This window comes from Sediminicoccus sp. BL-A-41-H5 (genome assembly GCF_050632405.1).
In the GTDB taxonomy this organism is placed as follows: domain Bacteria; phylum Pseudomonadota; class Alphaproteobacteria; order Acetobacterales; family Acetobacteraceae; genus Roseococcus.
Genome location: NZ_CP192601.1, coordinates 2769171 through 2784731, shown reverse-complemented (window position 1 = coordinate 2784731; position 15561 = coordinate 2769171). Strand labels below are relative to the sequence as shown.

General features: G+C 70.6%; 14 protein-coding genes. 7 read left to right on the top strand and 7 right to left on the bottom strand.

Translation table 11 applies throughout. From position 1 onward, the window contains the following. Window positions 1–12 precede the first annotated feature (12 nt). The 3 genes from ACQ860_RS13695 to ACQ860_RS13685 are packed head-to-tail and all read right to left on the bottom strand — an operon-like array spanning window position 13 to window position 2557. Window positions 13–279, bottom strand: a complete 267-nt coding sequence (locus ACQ860_RS13695; protein WP_431303906.1) for a hypothetical protein — start codon at window positions 277–279, stop codon at window positions 13–15. Further along, window positions 276–662, bottom strand: coding sequence for a hypothetical protein (locus ACQ860_RS13690; protein WP_431303905.1), 387 nt, complete (start codon window positions 660–662; stop codon window positions 276–278). The genes ACQ860_RS13695 and ACQ860_RS13690 overlap by 4 nt, the downstream gene beginning before the upstream one ends. Next, window positions 659–2557 carry a penicillin-binding protein 1C gene (locus tag ACQ860_RS13685; protein ID WP_431303904.1) on the bottom strand — a complete coding sequence of 633 codons (1899 nt, stop codon included), beginning with the start codon at window positions 2555–2557 and terminating at the stop codon, window positions 659–661. Before ACQ860_RS13685 ends, ACQ860_RS13690 begins: the two co-directional genes overlap by 4 nt. A 136-nt stretch (window positions 2558–2693) precedes the next feature. Here ACQ860_RS13685 and ACQ860_RS13680 point away from each other — a divergent pair, with 136 nt between their 5' ends. Beyond that, window positions 2694–3443: a hypothetical protein gene (locus tag ACQ860_RS13680; RefSeq protein WP_431303903.1), complete on the top strand. Its 750-nt coding sequence runs from the start codon at window positions 2694–2696 to the stop codon at window positions 3441–3443. On the opposite strand, the gene ACQ860_RS13675 is transcribed toward ACQ860_RS13680, so the two are convergent. Beyond that, window positions 3423–4400 carry a cyclase family protein gene (locus ACQ860_RS13675; protein WP_431303902.1) on the bottom strand — a complete coding sequence of 326 codons (978 nt, stop codon included), beginning with the start codon at window positions 4398–4400 and terminating at the stop codon, window positions 3423–3425. The two genes, ACQ860_RS13680 and ACQ860_RS13675, sit on opposite strands and share 21 nt — an antisense overlap. Window positions 4401–4581: 181 nt before the next feature. Then, entirely contained in the window at window positions 4582–5280 is a 699-nt protein-coding gene (locus tag ACQ860_RS13670) for a CBS domain-containing protein (protein WP_431303901.1), read from the bottom strand. Between the two features lie 131 nt (window positions 5281–5411). Here ACQ860_RS13670 and ACQ860_RS13665 point away from each other — a divergent pair, with 131 nt between their 5' ends. The 3 genes from ACQ860_RS13665 to ACQ860_RS13655 all read left to right on the top strand — a co-directional run bounded on the left by ACQ860_RS13665 (window position 5412) and on the right by ACQ860_RS13655 (window position 10134). Beyond that, the gene (locus ACQ860_RS13665; RefSeq protein ID WP_431303900.1) at window positions 5412–6401 is read left to right on the top strand and encodes a TAXI family TRAP transporter solute-binding subunit; all 990 of its coding nucleotides are present in this window, start codon (window positions 5412–5414) and stop codon (window positions 6399–6401) included. Window positions 6402–6552: 151 nt separating this feature from the next. Beyond that, window positions 6553–8571: a TRAP transporter permease gene (locus ACQ860_RS13660; RefSeq protein WP_431303899.1), complete on the top strand. Its 2019-nt coding sequence runs from the start codon at window positions 6553–6555 to the stop codon at window positions 8569–8571. Window positions 8572–8589: 18 nt separating this feature from the next. Beyond that, the gene (locus tag ACQ860_RS13655) at window positions 8590–10134 is read left to right on the top strand and encodes a tetratricopeptide repeat protein (RefSeq protein ID WP_431303898.1); all 1545 of its coding nucleotides are present in this window, start codon (window positions 8590–8592) and stop codon (window positions 10132–10134) included. On the opposite strand, the gene ACQ860_RS13650 is transcribed toward ACQ860_RS13655, so the two are convergent. Together ACQ860_RS13650 and ACQ860_RS13645 are read right to left on the bottom strand one after the other, a co-directional pair. Next, window positions 10121–10465 (bottom strand): cupin domain-containing protein, encoded by a 345-nt coding sequence (locus tag ACQ860_RS13650; RefSeq protein ID WP_431305755.1) that lies wholly within the window; start codon window positions 10463–10465, stop codon window positions 10121–10123. The two genes, ACQ860_RS13655 and ACQ860_RS13650, sit on opposite strands and share 14 nt — an antisense overlap. Window positions 10466–10538: 73 nt before the next feature. After that, window positions 10539–12161, bottom strand: a complete 1623-nt coding sequence (locus tag ACQ860_RS13645) for an ABC transporter substrate-binding protein (protein WP_431303897.1) — start codon at window positions 12159–12161, stop codon at window positions 10539–10541. Between the two features lie 85 nt (window positions 12162–12246). Here ACQ860_RS13645 and ACQ860_RS13640 point away from each other — a divergent pair, with 85 nt between their 5' ends. The 3 genes from ACQ860_RS13640 to ACQ860_RS13630 all read left to right on the top strand — a co-directional run bounded on the left by ACQ860_RS13640 (window position 12247) and on the right by ACQ860_RS13630 (window position 15484). Further along, window positions 12247–13224 (top strand): TIM44-like domain-containing protein, encoded by a 978-nt coding sequence (locus tag ACQ860_RS13640; protein ID WP_431303896.1) that lies wholly within the window; start codon window positions 12247–12249, stop codon window positions 13222–13224. Window positions 13225–13415: 191 nt separating this feature from the next. After that, the gene (locus ACQ860_RS13635; protein ID WP_431303895.1) at window positions 13416–14354 is read left to right on the top strand and encodes a threonine dehydratase; all 939 of its coding nucleotides are present in this window, start codon (window positions 13416–13418) and stop codon (window positions 14352–14354) included. Beyond that, the gene (locus ACQ860_RS13630; RefSeq protein ID WP_431303894.1) at window positions 14351–15484 is read left to right on the top strand and encodes an amidohydrolase family protein; all 1134 of its coding nucleotides are present in this window, start codon (window positions 14351–14353) and stop codon (window positions 15482–15484) included. Before ACQ860_RS13635 ends, ACQ860_RS13630 begins: the two co-directional genes overlap by 4 nt. Window positions 15485–15561: the final 77 nt, after the last annotated feature.

The window sequence follows — 15561 nt, the reverse complement described above, 5'->3', positions numbered from 1 at the left end:
ATCTCCATGGCGTCATGTCCAGCCCGCCTCGCGCGAGCATTCGCGGCGGGCGCGGGGATTTACGCGCTCCCATTGCGTGACGGAGCGCGTTTCGTTGCTGCTCATGCGGTTCACCATGCAGGCGCAATAGGCTGTGACGACGCGGCGTGAGGCGCCCTCATCGGCATTGTCCCGGATGCATTGGTTGATCCAGCGGCGGTCATCGGCGCTGCCGCTGCTGGTGGTGACGCAGCCGCTGGTGACGAGCGCGGCGAGGAGAAGCAGGGCGATGCGTGTCATGTGCGGACCCAGCGTGGAATGAGGGCGAAGATGAGGTAGCCCAGCAGCGTGACGAGGCCTGGCGGTGTCGCCAGATGCGCGAGCCAGGCGCTCAGGTCCCAGCCGCGCAGCGGGACGCCCAGGGAGAATTCCAGCGCCACCAGCAGCGCGAGGGCGAGAAGGCCGAGGCGCAGGCGCGCGATGCCGGGCGGGACGCGGCAGCGGCGCAGGATGCGCGGCGCGATCCAGGCGCAGAAGCCCAGCAGCAGCGGCAATTCCAGGGCGAGCGCCAGGATGGGGCCGATGGCGGGCGCCAGCACGAATTCGCGCAGCGGCCCCAGCAGGAAACCCATGCCGAAGGCGGCGAGGACGTAGAGGATGGCGCCTTGCAGCTCGTGGATCATCGCACGCGCAGCTCCGTCCGCGCCGCCGCGCCTTCGGCGTCGAGCACGGTGATGCGGTAGAAGCCGGGGCCGGGCGGCATCCAGCTCACCTCACGCCGCGCGGGGTCGGTGGGGAGCGGCGCGCCATCCACCAGGAAGGTCAGCGGGCGCTGGCCGCCGGCGGCGCGCAGCACCACGCGGCCCGCTTCCGGCAGCGTCGCGCGCGGCGGCGGGAAGAGCAGGCGCAGCGCGTCGGTGGTGGGCGCCGAGCCGGCACTCAGCGGCCGCGGCGTGAAGCCCTGGCGTGGCGCGGGGGGCAGGCGCTCGAAGACCTGGCCCAGCAGGGGCAGCGCGAGGCGCGCGCCGGTCGCGTTAGGGATGGGCGTGCCGTCGGGCCGGCCGACCCAGAGGCCCACCACATGGCGCTGGTCCATGCCGATGGCCCAGGCATCGCGCCCCCCCCAGCTCGTGCCCGTCTTCCAGGCGATGCCGGCGGGGCCGCCGCCGGGCAGTGGCTGCACGAGGATGGCGCTGGCGAGGTTGGCGGCGCGGGGTTCGATCAGCCCCGCGCCGCCATCGCCGAGGCGCGCATAAAGCCCCACCAATTCGCGCAGCGTGACGCCGACGCCGCCCAGCGCCAGCGGCAGCGAGGGCTCGGCGCCGGGCGGCAGGCGTGGCGGGGCGCCGCCCGCCTTCATGACGCTGGCGAGGCGCAGCGGGCCCACCTCGTTGAGCAGCGCCACGGCGGGCTGGTTGAGGCTTTGGCGCAGCGCGTCGGCGATGCGCAGGCGGCCCTGGAAGGCGCGGTCGAAATTCTCGGGCGCGTAGTCGCCGAAGCGGCGCGGCAGGTCCTCCATCAGCGTCTCGGGCGTCACCACGCCGGTCTCGAAGGCGAGCGCATAGATCAGCGGCTTGAGCGTGGAGCCGGGCGAGCGCACGGCGCGCGTGAGGTCCAGCGCGCCGGCGCGGGCGGGGTTCAGCCAGTCGCCGCCGACCAGCGCGCGGGTTTCACGGGTGCGGAGATCGGCGACCATGATGGCGAGCGAGACGCGCTCGGGCAGGCGGGAGAGCGCCTCGCGCGCGATGGCCTCGGTGGCGCGTTGCAGGTCCAGGTCCAGCGTCGTCGCGGCGACGCGCGCGGATGATGAAGTGTTGCCCTCGCGCGCGACATGGGGCGCGTGGCGCGGCAGGGGCAGGCGGCGGGTGGGGACATCCCCCGCCAGGGTGATCTCGGCCTCGCTCGCGATGTCGGGCGCGCGGGCGAGCAGGACGGCGTCGCGCGCGCGGCGCGCGGCCTCCGGATGGCGGTCGGGGCGCAGCGCCTCGGGGCGGCGGGCGAGGGCGACGAGCAGCGCGGCCTCGCCGGCATCGAGCGCGTGCGCGGGGCGGCCGAACCAGGCGAGGGCGCCGGCGCGCAGGCCCTCGAGATTTCCGCCCTGGGGCGCCAGGGTCAGCCAGATCTCCAGCACGCCGGCCTTGCCGTGGCGCCATTCGAGCTGTAGCGCGCGGGCGATCTCGATCACCTTGCTGCGGAGGTTGCGCGGGCGCGGCTCCAGCAGGCGCGCGGCCTGCATGGAGAGGGTGGAACCGCCGGAGATGACGCGCCCCGCGCGCAGCCATTGTGCTGCGGCGCGGGCCAGGGCCAGCGGATCCACGCCGGGATGCGCGTGGAAGCGGCGATCCTCGGCGGCGATGAGCAGGGCCAGGAGATGCGGCGGCACGTCCGCCGGCGTGGTGCGCAGCCGCCAGACGCCGCCTGGGGCGGGCCAGACGGAGAGGAGGCGGCCATCGCGCGCCGTTACCTCGCGCGCCGCGTGCTCGAAGCGCGCCATGGGCGGGGGGAAGGCGCGATCCAGCGCCCAGGCGAGGCCCGCCAACGCCAGCAGCAGCACCAGGGAGATCCGCGCCCATCGCATGGAGGGGATGATGCCTCGGCCTCAGCCGCTTGTCGCGCGTGATCAAGCTGGACTGATCGCGCCGATCGCTTGCGCCGATTGGGCGGGGCCGTGGCGCAAGCCATGCGCGCGCCGCCGCAGCGGGAGGAGAGAGACCATGCGCCGTGCCATCCTGACCGTGATGATCCTGGCGGGCCTCGCGGGCCGGCGCGCGGAGGCGCAAGGGGCGGCCTGCAACGGCCGGGTCGCGATCGAGTCGGTGTACCAGACGGGCGTCGGCGGGGAGCGCTTCGAGTATTTCTTCGTGCTCAGGCACACGACGACCCAGCGGGTGACGGCCGATGTCACCTTCTCCGGATTTCCGTCCAACGTGACGCTCTTCCCGCCCATGCTCCCGAATATTCCGATGTCTCCCAATGCCACGGTGTCGCCGAACACTCGCTTTGGAGACGGCACCAACAACATCATCAGCGGGCACATGGTCCGCATCGTCCATGACAGCCCGCCTCCCGCCGGCCCCGCGGTGCGCGTGACCAATTGCCGGGCAGGGTGGCGGGCATGCGGATGCGAGGCGAAGAGCCGAGCCGAAACGCTTCAGCGTTTCGAAGCCAAGCGCGCGGATGCGCGCGCCGAGCGCTTGAGGGGGCAAGACATCCCCACGGACATCTGCTCCGCGCCTGGCGGATGCGAGGCGAAGAGCCGAGCCGAAACGCTTCAGCGTTTCGAAGCCAAGCGCGCGGATGCGCGCGCCGGGCGCTTGAGAACGCAAGACATCCTCACGGACATCTGCTCCGCGCCTGGCGGATGCGAGGCGAAGAGCCGAGCCGAAACGCTTCAGCGTTTCGAAGCCAAGCGCGCGGATGCGCGCGCCCGGCGCTTGAGGGGGCTAAAAAAGCGCCGCCGGTGAGACGGTGCTGCCCGAGAATCCCTGCGCGCGCAGCGGCTGCATCATGAAGCAGAACTCGCTGCGGCCGGAGGCGACGATCTCGGCGAGGTTCATGTTCTCCAGCAGGTGCACGCCATGCACCACCAGCGCGATCTGGTGAACGGGGAGCGAGGCGCTGGGCATGGTCTTCGACGGCGCGACCTCCACCGGCCAGTTGTCGGCGCCGAGCAGCAGCGGGTTCTTCGCGATCAGCCATTCGGCCGCCGCCACGCCGATGCCCGGGCAGCCGGCCACGTAGCGGGCGTTCTCGCGGCCCCAGAGATGGCCCCAGCCGGTGTTGATGATCATCGCGTCGCCCTCGCGCAGCTCCACGCGCTGGCGGTTCAACGCCTGTTCGAGGTCGGCCACCGTGATCTCATAGGTGTCGGGCAGGGTCTGCACGCCCTTGGCGCCGGCGACGTCGATCAGCACGCCGCGCGTCATGATGGTGCCGACCGTCTCGATGCCCATCTGGGTGAAGCCGGTGCGGGACATGATGGAGGGGAGGTCCACGCAGTTGTAGACCTCGTTGCCGATGGTCTGGTGCGGGAAGCCGTCGAACTGCGTGCCGACCTGGCCGATCTCGCCCACCACCAGCTCCTCGTTGGAGCCGCGGCGATTGGCCTGCGGGTTCATGAAGAGCTGCTTCTGGTGCACGTCGAAGCGGCGCGTGCCGAAGAAGGGCATGTTCTGCGCCAGCACATGGCCCATCTCGATCTTGCGGCCCTCGCGGATCATCGAGGCGGCGTTGCGGATGCGCTCGGGCGTCATCAGGTTCATCGAGCCGCGCCGGTCATTCGGCCCCCAGCGGGAGGGGCAGCGCTGCGCAGCGGCTGGGGGCGCCCAGCCTTGCGCGCTGGCGGGGCTGGCCTGGAGGCCGAGATGGGCTGAACCACAGGCGAAGCAGGCGAAGAGTGCGCGACGTGACAAGGCCTTCATGGGCCGTCTCCTCCGTGATGTTATAGCATCCTTAGGCGATTGAAATCGCCAGGGAAATGCTAACACCCCGGAGGTGGGTGACGGCCAGATGAAACGCCCGACATGGATAGGGTTTCATCTCCGTAAGGATCTGCGAATGACACGCGGAGGCGGACGCGCCGGATCACCCGCGCGGCACAGCCTAAACCCCGGCGAAGATATAGTTCGGCATGGGCTGCGTCTCGTCGCGCACGCCCTTCACGCCGGGAATGGCCTCGGCCAGAACGCGCAGGCCGCGCCGCACGCCTTCGTCGCGCATGAAGCCGTGGAAGGTGACGATCCCGTCCTTCACATCCACCAGCGTGTAGAAGCTGTCGGCCCAGGGCTGCTTGCGCATGGCGGCGATGACGGCGCTGCGCAGGCGGCTGTCGCTGAACTCGCCCTCCTCCGGCATGGGCGCCACCAGGGCGCGCAGCAGGTCGGCGCGGCTGACGATGCCGCGCAGCCGCCCATCGGTCACGACGAAGACGCGGCGGATGTTCCGCTCTTCCATCAGATGGGCGATGTGGGCGGCGGTGTCGCCCTCGCCGACCGTGAGGACCGTTTCGGTCATGATGTCCTTCGCGCGCACGCCATGGGTCTTGGCGTAGCGCTCGGCCTCGGTCGCGGGGTCCACGAAGAGGCTGGCGAACCAGCCGGGCTTCGCGTCCTCCTCGCCGGCCAGGCGGCGGATGAGGTCGGCCTCCGTCACCACGCCCAGAACCTCGCCGGCCGGGCCCAGCACCGGCACGGCGCTGATTCCGCGCTCGGACAGCAGGCGCGCCACGGCGAGGACGGGCGTCTCGGGCGGCACGGAGACGACGTCGGGGGTCATCAGGTCTCGGGCGGTCAATTGGGTCATGATGCAATCCTCCTGGTGGGAAGAATGGCAGCCTGGGGGCGTTTTCCGCATTGAGGTATCGCAACCCCTTTGCGTTTGGACGCGGTTCCCCCTATTGGCGCGTCCAGAAAACAATGCCGGAGGACCATCTCATGATCCATCTTTCCCGTCGCGCCGCCGTCAAGGCGACCTTGGGCGCCGGCCTCGGTCTTGTCGCCGCGCCTCAACTCGCCGCGGCCCAGGCGGCGCAGCAGATCGCCATCGCCACCGGCACGACCGGCGGCGTCTATTACCCGCTGGGCGGCGCGCTCGCGAACTACCTGACGCGCGGCATCCCGGGCGTCTCCGCGACCGCCGAGGTGACGGCCGGTTCCACCGCGAATTTCCAGCTGCTGGGCGCCAGCCGCGCGCAGCTGGTCTTCGGCCAGGTGGATGCGGCGGTGGACAGCATCCGCGGCGCCGGCCCCTTCCGCGGCCGCGTGGTGCCGACGCGCGCCATCGCCGTGCTCTACACCAACCGCATGCAGGTGGTGACGACGGCCGACCGCAACATCCGCACCATGGCGGACCTGCGCGGCAAGCGCATTTCGACCGGCGCGCCGGCCTCGGCCACCGAGCTGTTCGCCCTGCGCCTGATCGCCGCCGCCGGCCTCGACATCAACCGCGACTTCCGCGGGCGTGAGCGCCTCTCGCCGGCCGAGAGCACGAACGCGATCCGTGACGGCAAGATCGACGCCTATTTCTTCGTCTCGGGCGTGCCGACCTCGGCCATCACCGACCTGGCGGCCACGCCGGGCACGCAGCTCGTGCTGATCGACCATGCCGATGCGCTGGAGCCGATCGTGCGCGAGCATGGCCCGGTCTATTTCGCCGAGACCATCGCGGCGGGCACCTATCCCGGCCAGAACACCCCGAACCAGCAGCTCTCGGTCGCCAATATCCTGGCGGTGCGCGAGGACACGGCGCCGGCGCTGGTCACGCAGATGCTGACCATCCTCTGGCAGAACCGCGAGGACTGGGCGCGCGTCCATTCCGCGGCGCGCGACTTCACGCTCGGCCAGCAGAAGACGGCGGCGGCGGGCGTGCCCTGGCACCCGGCGGCCGAGGCGTTCTGGCGCGCGGCCGGCGCCACGCTGGGCTGAGCCCGGCAAGCTGTTCCGCATCGCGGCCGGGTGGAAGCACCCGGCCGTTTCTCTTCAGACCGCGCCACGGTCTCACCTTTGTTGAGAGGATGATTCAGCGTTCCGGCGAGGCCGCCCAACGCATCATGCTCCAAGCGCGCGAGTATCCGCCATGTCCCAGAGCTCCCTTCCGCCCGAGATCAACCCCGCCTCGATGGATGCGGCCACCGCCGCCCGCGTGGAGAAGCTGATCGAGTCCGAAGAGGGGGTGATGAACCGCTTCACCGGCGCGCTGGGCGTGGTGGCGGTGGGGCTGGCGCTCGCCATGTCGCTGTTCCACCTCTACGCGGCCTGGAGCATCGTCCCCACCACCACGCTGCGCTTCGCGCACGTGGGCTTCACCATGGTGCTGGGCTTCTTCCTCTTCCCGGTCGCGCGCCGCTTCCGCGACCGCTTCCTGCCCTGGGACTGGGCGCTGATGGCGGCCGGCATCTACGTCACCTGGTATCTCATCTCCGGCGGCGATGACCTGCAGGACCGCATCATCTTCCCCGAGCCGATGGACATCGTGGTGGGCTGGATGCTCATCGCGCTGGTGCTGGAAGTCACGCGGCGCTGCACGGGCTGGATCATGCCCGTCGTCGCCATCGCCTTCCTGCTCTACGCCTTCTACGGCAACCACCTGCCCGCCCCCTGGACGCATCGTGGCTATGACGAGGAGCGGCTGATCCCGCACATCTCCATCACGCTGGAGGGCATCTTCGGCACGGCGGTGGATGTCAGCGCCACGCTCATCATCCTCTTCACCATCTACGGCGCGATCCTGGGTGCGACGGGTGCCGGCAAGTATTTCGTGGATTTCTCCTTCGCCGCGACGGGCGGCAAGCCCTCCAGCGCCGGGCGCACGGTCGTGCTCTCCGCCTTCCTGCTGGGCGGGCCTTCGGGTTCGGGCGTCGCCACCACGGTCACCATCGGCACCGTCGCCTGGCCGATGATGAAACGCGTGGGCTACACCCCGCATGATGCCGGCGGGCTGCTCGCGGCCGGTGGCCTCGGCGCCATCATCTCGCCACCCATCATGGGTGCCGCCGCCTTCCTGATCGCCGAGTATCTGAAGATCAGCTACCTCGATGTGCTGCTGATGGCGGCGATCCCGACGGTGCTCTACTACGCCTCGCTGCTCTTCATGGTGGAACTCGACCAGCGCCGCATCCGCGCGGCGGGCGGCGGCAAGGATGACGCGCCGATCCAGGTCGAGAAGGTGGGCGCCATGTTCAAGCGCGGCTGGTACCACTTCACCAGCCTGATCGCGATCATCGCCTTCATGGCCATGGGCTATTCCGCGACGCTTTCCGTCCTTTACGCCATGGGCCTCGCCATCGCCCTCTCCTTCCTCTCGCGCGAGCATGCGCTCTGGCCCCGCAAGCTGATCCGCACGCTGGCGGCTGGCTCCGAGCAGGCGATCGGCATCGCCGCCACCTGCGCCTGCGCCGGCATCATCGTGGGCTGCATCACGCTGACCGGCCTTGGGCTCAAGTTCTCCGACATCGCCATCCAGGCGGCGGGCGGTTCGCTGATCATCACGGCGATCTACACGGCGCTGATCGTCTGGGTCGTCGGCCTCGCCGTGCCGGTCACCGCCAGCTACATCATCTGCGCCGTCGTGGCGGCACCCGCGCTGATGAAGCTGGGCGTGCCGGACTACGCGGCGCACATGTTCGTCTTCTACTACGCGGTGCTGAGCGAGGTCTCTCCGCCCACCGCGCTCTCGCCCTTCGCGGCGGCGGCCATCACGGGTGCGGGGCCCTACCGCACCACGCTCATGGCCTGGAAATACACGCTGCCCGCCTTCGTGCTGCCCTTCGTCTTCGTGACCGACCCGCAGGGCGTGGGCCTGCTGCTGAACATGCTGCCGGGCATGGACTGGATGGATGTGGTGGAGCAGGTGTTCTTCGCCACGCTGGGCCTCGCCGCCCTCTCCGCCGCGTGCCAGGGCTATGCCATCACGGTGATGAACGCGGCGGAGCGCTGGCTGATGGCGCTGGGCGGGCTTCTGATGGTGTTCCCGGCCATCGTCGAGGTGATGGTGGCCGACGCCATACCCGCCCCGCATTGGGTGGGCCTGGCCATCGGCGGGGTGCTGCTGGGCGTGCAATGGGCGCGGCGGAGGCGCTTGCAGGCCGCCGGCTAGGAGGCTTTCCTGGCCGGCATGGATGCCGATGAGACGCCCGCTGCCGAAGCGCGCCCGTCAGGGCTGATCCGGCGCGGCTGGGGTCGCGCCGTCGCCATCTGGGAGTTCGGCCAGAAGCTGATGCTGGGTACCCTGCCGCTGGTTCTCGTGGTGCTGGCCGTGGTGATGGTGGTGCGCGAGGCGGCGCGCCAGCCCATCGAGATTGCCGAAGTCGCCGTGCCCACGAGCCTCTCCGACAGCGGGCTCTCCGGCGCGGTCGCGGCGCGCCGGCTGCTGGATGCGATCAACGCCACCGCGCATGCCGTCCGCACCGAGACGCTGCACCGCCCGAGCGCCGAGCTGGAAGGCTCGGAGCCCGATCTCAACATCCCCGCCGCCGGGCTTTCGCTGCGCGGGCTGGCGGCGCTGCTGCGCAACCTGCTGGGCTGGCCGGAGCGCAAGCTCTCGGGCGAGATCATCGTGGCGGGGGACAGGATGCGCCTGCGCCTGCGCCTCGCGGGCCATGGCGTGATCGCGGATGTGGAGGGGCCGACGGCCGAAGGCGCGGACCCTCTGCTGCTGCGCGCGGCGCCCGAGGTGTGGCGCGTCGTCGCCCCGCGCCTCTATGCCTGGCACCTGGCCGAGACGGATGCGGAGGAGGAGGCGATCCGCGACCGGCTGCTGCTGCTGCGCCGCCGCGTCGAGGATGCCGATACGGTGGCCACGATCAACTTCCTCTTCGCGCGCTCGCTGGTGCGCTCGGGCCATGCGCAGCGCGCGCTGGAGCTGCTGGACCTGGTGATGGAGCAGGGGCCGCCGCGCGCCTCGGCGCATTACGGCAGGGCGCTGGCGCTGCGCGCGCTGGGGGACCGGCAGGGCGCGCTGGAGGCGCAGGCGCGCGGCCTGGCGCTCGATCCGCTCTCGCCCTGGGCGCATCTCTCCTCGGCTGTGCTGCTGCGGGAGCTGGGGCGCTACGAGGAGGCGCTGGCGGCGGCGCGCACCGCGCAGCGCCTGGATGATGACGACCGCGACGGGCTGATCGAGGAAGCGCGCATCCTGCGCTTCATGGGGCACCTGGCGGAGGCCGCTTCCGTCGCGCGGCGGGCGGTGGCGCTGGACCCGACCTATGCGCCGGCGCATGCGGGCATGGGGCACACGCTGCTGCGGCAGAACGAGAATATGGCCGCGCTGGCTGCCTTTGAGACGGCGCTGCGCCTCGCTCCGCATCTGGCCGATGGGCATACCGGCCGCGGCCAGGCGCTGGCCGGGCTGGGCCGCACGCCGGATGCGCTGGAATCGCTCGCGCGCGCCATCGCGCTGGACGCCGCCGACCACCGGCCGCACCAGGCCAAGGGCATGGTGCATGCGCGGCTGGGGCAGTGGGAGGAGGCGCTGGCGGCCTATGACACCGCCATCCGCCTCACGGCCGGCGTGCCGGAACTGTATCTGGGCCGCAGCGTGGCGCTGGCCGAGCTGGGGCGGCGGGCGGAGGCCATCGAGGCGCTGCGCCAGGCCTTCGCGCTCGGCCTGCGGGATGATGGCGGGCGGCGGCTCCTGACGGAGCTGGAGGCTACCGGCCGGTGAGGACCGCCATGTCCTCGGCATCCAGTCCCATCGACGTGCCGTTCCGGATGAGCGCCGCGAAATCCTCATCCGGCACCATCAGCGTGAGGCAATAGAGCTTCCCGGGGCCGGTGTTCTCCACCACATGCTCCACGCCGGGCGGCAGCAGCAGCGTGTCGCCGGGGCTGATCTCTTGCCAGGTGTCGCCCGCCCGCGCGCGGCCCTGGCCGCGCAGGACGAAGAAGGCCTCCTGCGCCGCGCGATGCGTGTTGGGCGGCGTGGCGCCGCCGGGGCGAAGACCTCCACCACCAGGGTGAAGCCAGCGCCATCGGCGATGGGGTCGAGCAGGCAGGCGAAGTCATTGCTGTCGCCCGCCGCGATGCGGAAGCCGCGCAGATCGGCGGCGCCTTTCACGAGAGCCGGCATCAATCCAGCTTGATCTCGCGCACCTGGAACTGGTTGTCCGCGCGGTGCCGCACATGGACACCCTGGCGATGCGCCCAGGGGATCATCATGTGATAGAGCGGGACATGGCCGAGGTCGGCGTTGTGCAGCTTGTGCGCCTCGATCATCAGCGCGCGGCGTGCCGCCGGGTCGCCCTCATTGTCGATGCGCGGCAGCAGCGCGTCGAAGGCCGGGTTGGAATAGCCGCCCATGTTCCAGGTGGCCGCCCCGCCCACGGAGCGCGAGGCCATGATGGCGCGCAGCGTGTAGCTGGCATCGAAGGTCGGCACGCCCCAGGAGAGCGCGTAGAAGGCCGTCTCCTGCCGCCGGATGCGCTGGCTGAAGACGGCGTTGGGATGCAGCGCCAGCGTCACGCGGATGCCCACCTGGCTGAGCATGGCGGCGACGGCCTGGCAGGCCTCGTCATAGGTGCCGACGGGGCAATCCAGCGGCACGGAGAAGCCCTGCGGGTAGCCGGCCTCGGCCAGCAGGCGGCGGGAGCGCTCGCGGTCCAGCGGCAGGCGGGCATCGGTGCTGGCGTCCCAGCCATTCACGAATTGCGTCCACATGGAGCCGGTGGGCACCGCCTGGCCGCGCAGCGTCGCGCGGCGCAGCGCCTCGACATCAATGGCATGCGCCACGGCCTGGCGGACGCGGAGATCCTTGAAGGGGTTGCGGCCGCGGATGTCGCTGCCGGGCAGTTCGTCCACATCCTGGCGGAAGCCGAGCCAGACCGTGCGGTTCTCCTGGCCTTCCAGCACGCGCAGGCGCGAATTGGCGCGGATGCGCGCCACATCCTGCACCGGCACCACATGCACCATGTCCACCTCGCCCGAGAGCAGGGCGGCCACGCGCGTGGCGTCCGAGCCCAGCGTGATGTGATGGTATTCCGTCACGTTCCCGTCGGGGGCCACGCCGGCCGCGATGCCCCACCAGTTCGGGTTGCGCACCATGATGGTGCGCTGGTCCACCTCGCGCGAGCGGATCACGAAGGGGCCGGTGCCATTGGCCATGCGGACGGCCGGGATTTCCTCGCGCTGGGCGAAGTTCTGCGGAACGGTGCTGCGGTTCGCCTCGGACCAGCCGCGATCCATGAGGAGGACGCGCGTCATCTTGTCCGGGATCACGGCGTCGGGCACGCGGGTGACGATGTCCACCGTGAGGTCATCCACCGCCTCGGCGCGCAGCACCGTGTCCACGAAGATGCCGTAGTTGCTGGTCGGCGCCAGCGCGCGGGTGATGCTGAAGACGACATCATCCGCCGTGAAATCCTCGCCGCCCGCGAATTTCACGCCGGGGCGCAGGGTGAAGCGCCAACGTGTGGGCTCCACCTGGCGCCAGGCGGTGGCGAGGCCGGGATGCACGCGCAGATCATCCCCGCGATGCGTCAGGCTCTCATAGACCTGGGAGACGACGAGGAAGGTGAAGAGCGCGTTGGTGGCGTGCGGGTCCAGTGTCGCGGCATCCACGCTCGTCGCCATGCGGAAGATGCGCGGCGGCGTGGTCTGCGCCAGCACCGGGAGCGTGACCGTCACGGCCAGCGCCGCCCCCGCCAGGATGTTTCGCCAGCCCATCAGCGCCTCCATGTGCCAAGCCTTCACCATGGGCGGTGATGAAGAACCTCGCAATCCGCGTTCCTTGCCCCTATATTGCGGGAAAGACAGATTTCCTCGGGGAGTTGCCCTCACCATGCGTCGCACTGCACGTTTCCTGACCCTTCTGGCCGCCGCCGCCTTCGTGCTGGCGCCGGCCCTGGCCGAGGCCGCGCCGGGCGGCCGTTCCTCCTCGGGCAGCCGGGGGGCGCGCACCTATCAGGCGCCGCCTCCGACCAACACCGCGCCGCAGCCCGCGCGCCCGATGGAGCGCACCGCGACCCAGCCCTCCGCCCCCGCGACCGCGGGCGCCCCTGGCGCTGCCGCGCGCCCGGCCGCCGCGCCGGGTGGCTTCTTTGCGCGCAACCCGATGATGGCCGGCCTGATGGGCGGCCTGCTGGGTGCGGGCCTCTTAGGCCTGCTGGCGGGCGGCGGCTTCTTCTCGGGCCTCGGCAGCCTGGCCGGGATCATGGGCTTCCTGCTGCAGCTCGCGCTGATCGCGGGCCTCGTCTTCCTGGCTATGGCGCTGTTCCGCCGCTTCCGGCAGCAGCCTGCGCCGGCCGGCGTGCCCAATGGCATGATGCGTGAGGCGCAGCCCGATGCGCGCCCCATGATCGGCGGCGGCAATACCTCCCAGGGCGGCCGCGGCCCCGCGCAGCCGGTGGATGAGATCGGCGTCCAGGCGGCCGACTTCCAGGCCTTCGAGCGCAGCCTCATCGAGATCAACGCCGCCTGGTCGCGCGAGGATATCGCCACCCTCTCGCGCCTCGCGACGCCGGAGATGGTGCAGTATTTCCGCGACGACTACGCGGCCCTGGCCCAGCGCGGCTGGAAGAACGAGACACGCGACGTGAAGCTCGAGCAGGGCGACCTGGCCGAGGCCTGGAACGAAGGCGCGCGCGACTACGCGACCGTCGCCATGCGGATGTCGCTGGTGGACTGGACGCGCGACCTGAAGACCGGCGCCATCACCGAGGGCGACCCGAATGCGCGGCAGGAGCAGACGGAGCTCTGGACCTTCGTCCGCGTGCAGGGCGGCCCCTGGATGCTGAGCGCGATCCAGCAAACGGGTTGATTTTTGCCCTCAGACGCCGGGCGCGCGCTCCGCGCGCTTGGCTTCGGAACGCTGAAGCATTCCGCCTCGCCTATTCGGCTCGCATCCTCGGAGGGTGCGGGCCTTTTTTTGCGCCCGGATCCTCATCGGGCGCGGCTGTTCTTTTTCCGTCTTCGCTTTCCCTCTTGGGCTGGCGCCTCTAGCCTGCGCGGATGTTCACCCTCCCCGCGCTCGAAGCCGCCGAAGCCCTGATCCGGCGGCATTTTCCCGCAACGCCGCAATATGCCTGGCCACTGCTGGCGCAGCGCGCCGGATGCGAAGTCTGGGTCAAGCATGAGAACCACACGCCCACCGGCGCCTTCAAGGTGCGCGGCGGGCTCACCTATTTCGAGACGCTGCGCTCGAAGGGCGTGGTGAGCGCGACGCGCGGCAATCACGGGCAGTCGTTGGCCTATGCCGGGGCCAAGGCGGGGATTCCCGTCACCATCGTCGTGCCCATCGGCAATTCCACCGAGAAGAACGCCGCCATGCGCGCGCAAGGTGCGACGCTGATCGAACACGGCGCGGATTTCGACGTGGCGCGGCAATTCGCGCGCGATTACGCAGCCGAACACGGCCTCGACTTCGCCCCCTCCTTCGCGCCGGACCTGGTGCGCGGGGTGGCCACCTATGCGCTGGAGCTGTTCCGCGCCGCACCGCCGCTCGATGCGCTCTATGTGCCGATCGGCCTCGGCTCGGGCATCTGCGGCTGCATCATGGCGCGGGACCTGCTGGGGCTGACAACCGAGATCATCGGTGTGCAATCCACCGGTGCCGATGCCTATGCGCGCAGCTTCGCCGCCGGCCATGTGATCGAGACGCCGAGCGCCATCACCAAGGCCGATGGCATGGCGACGCGCATCCCGGATCCAGGCGCGCTGGAGATGATCCTCAAGGGTGCGGCGCGCGTCGTCACCGTCACGGATGACGAGGTGCGCGATGCGATCCGCGCCTATTGGACGGACACGCACAACCTCGCCGAAGGCGCGGGGGCCGCGCCCTTCGCGGCGCTGATGCAGGAGCGCGCGAAGATGCAGGGCAAGCGCGTCGCGACCATCCTCTGCGGCGGGAACATCGATCTCGCGCTGTTCCGTGACTGGGTGATGGCATGATCCTGGAGCATGTCAGCCCGCTCGGCGGGGCGCCGGTGGATCTGCATGTGGCGGAGGGTCGCATCGCGAAGCTCACGCCCAGCACATGCGACGGCGCGCCGCGCCTGCTGCTGCCGGGCCTGGTGGAGGGGCATTGCCACCTCGACAAGACGCTCTGGGGCCAGCCCTGGTGGCGCAATGAGGTCGGTCCCTCGCTGATGGACCGCATCAACAACGAGAAGGCGACGCGCCGCGCCATCGGCATGGATGCGATGCGGGAAGGCCGCGCGCTCTGCGAGGCGCATCTCGCCGCCGGCACCACGCGCCTGCGCAGCCATGTGGACGTGGATGAGGAAAGCCGCCTCACCCATGTCGAGAAGCTGCTGGCGCTGCGGGCCGAGATGCGCGGGCGGATGGAGATCCAGCTCGTCGCCTTTCCGCAATCGGGCATCCTGCGCACACCGGGCGTGGAGGATTGGCTGGACACGGCGCTGCGCCTGGGCTGCGACGTGGTGGGTGGGCTGGATCCCTCGCTGATTGACCGCGATCCGGTGCGGCATCTGGATATCGTCTTCAGGCTGGCGCAGCGGCACGGCAAGCCGGTGGACATCCATCTGCATGAGGCGGGCGAGCTGGGCGCCTTCAGCATGGAGCTGATCGCGGAGCGCGCGCGGGCGCTCGGCATGCAGGGGCGCGTCGTCATCAGCCATGGCTTCGCGCTGGGCGATGTGGCGCCCGCGCGGGCCGATGCGCTGCTGGCGCAACTGGCGGAGGCGGGGGTGGCGCTCTGCACCTCGGTGCCGCCGTCCCGCGCCGTGCCGCCGCTGAAGCGGGCGCGGGAATTGGGCGTCACGCTCTTCGCCGGCAATGACAATATTCGCGATACCTGGAGCCCGCACAATGCGCCGGACATGCTGGCGCGGGCCGCGATGGTGGCGCTGAAATATGAGCTGCGGCGGGATGAGGATGTGGCCCTCGCCCTGGACGCCGTGACCTTCCGGGGTGCCGAGGCCTGCGGCTTCGCGGAGTATGGCCTGGCGGTGGGCGACCGCGCCGATCTGGTGCTGGTTGGGGCCAGCTGCGTGGCGGAGGCGGTGGTGACGCGCGCGGCGCCGCTGGTGGTGTATTCGGCCGGGAAGCGGGTGGTTTGATGCGAGAGGGCTTTGCCCTCTCGCGCTCACCCACCAGGAAACAGGTTTCCTGGACCTTCATGTGATATGGGTGCAGG

Coding starts and splice junctions, on each gene's coding strand:
- ACQ860_RS13655 (WP_431303898.1), top strand. CDS start 8,590: ATGGATGCCGATGAGACGCCCGCTGCCGAAGCGCGCCCGTCAGGGCTG.
- ACQ860_RS13665 (WP_431303900.1), top strand. CDS start 5,412: ATGATCCATCTTTCCCGTCGCGCCGCCGTCAAGGCGACCTTGGGCGCC.
- ACQ860_RS13640 (WP_431303896.1), top strand. CDS start 12,247: ATGCGTCGCACTGCACGTTTCCTGACCCTTCTGGCCGCCGCCGCCTTC.
- ACQ860_RS13630 (WP_431303894.1), top strand. CDS start 14,351: ATGATCCTGGAGCATGTCAGCCCGCTCGGCGGGGCGCCGGTGGATCTG.
- ACQ860_RS13695 (WP_431303906.1), bottom strand. CDS start 279: ATGACACGCATCGCCCTGCTTCTCCTCGCCGCGCTCGTCACCAGCGGC.
- ACQ860_RS13675 (WP_431303902.1), bottom strand. CDS start 4,400: ATGAAGGCCTTGTCACGTCGCGCACTCTTCGCCTGCTTCGCCTGTGGT.
- ACQ860_RS13660 (WP_431303899.1), top strand. CDS start 6,553: ATGTCCCAGAGCTCCCTTCCGCCCGAGATCAACCCCGCCTCGATGGAT.
- ACQ860_RS13645 (WP_431303897.1), bottom strand. CDS start 12,161: ATGGTGAAGGCTTGGCACATGGAGGCGCTGATGGGCTGGCGAAACATC.
- ACQ860_RS13690 (WP_431303905.1), bottom strand. CDS start 662: ATGATCCACGAGCTGCAAGGCGCCATCCTCTACGTCCTCGCCGCCTTC.
- ACQ860_RS13635 (WP_431303895.1), top strand. CDS start 13,416: ATGTTCACCCTCCCCGCGCTCGAAGCCGCCGAAGCCCTGATCCGGCGG.
- ACQ860_RS13680 (WP_431303903.1), top strand. CDS start 2,694: ATGCGCCGTGCCATCCTGACCGTGATGATCCTGGCGGGCCTCGCGGGC.
- ACQ860_RS13685 (WP_431303904.1), bottom strand. CDS start 2,557: ATGCGATGGGCGCGGATCTCCCTGGTGCTGCTGCTGGCGTTGGCGGGC.
- ACQ860_RS13670 (WP_431303901.1), bottom strand. CDS start 5,280: ATGACCCAATTGACCGCCCGAGACCTGATGACCCCCGACGTCGTCTCC.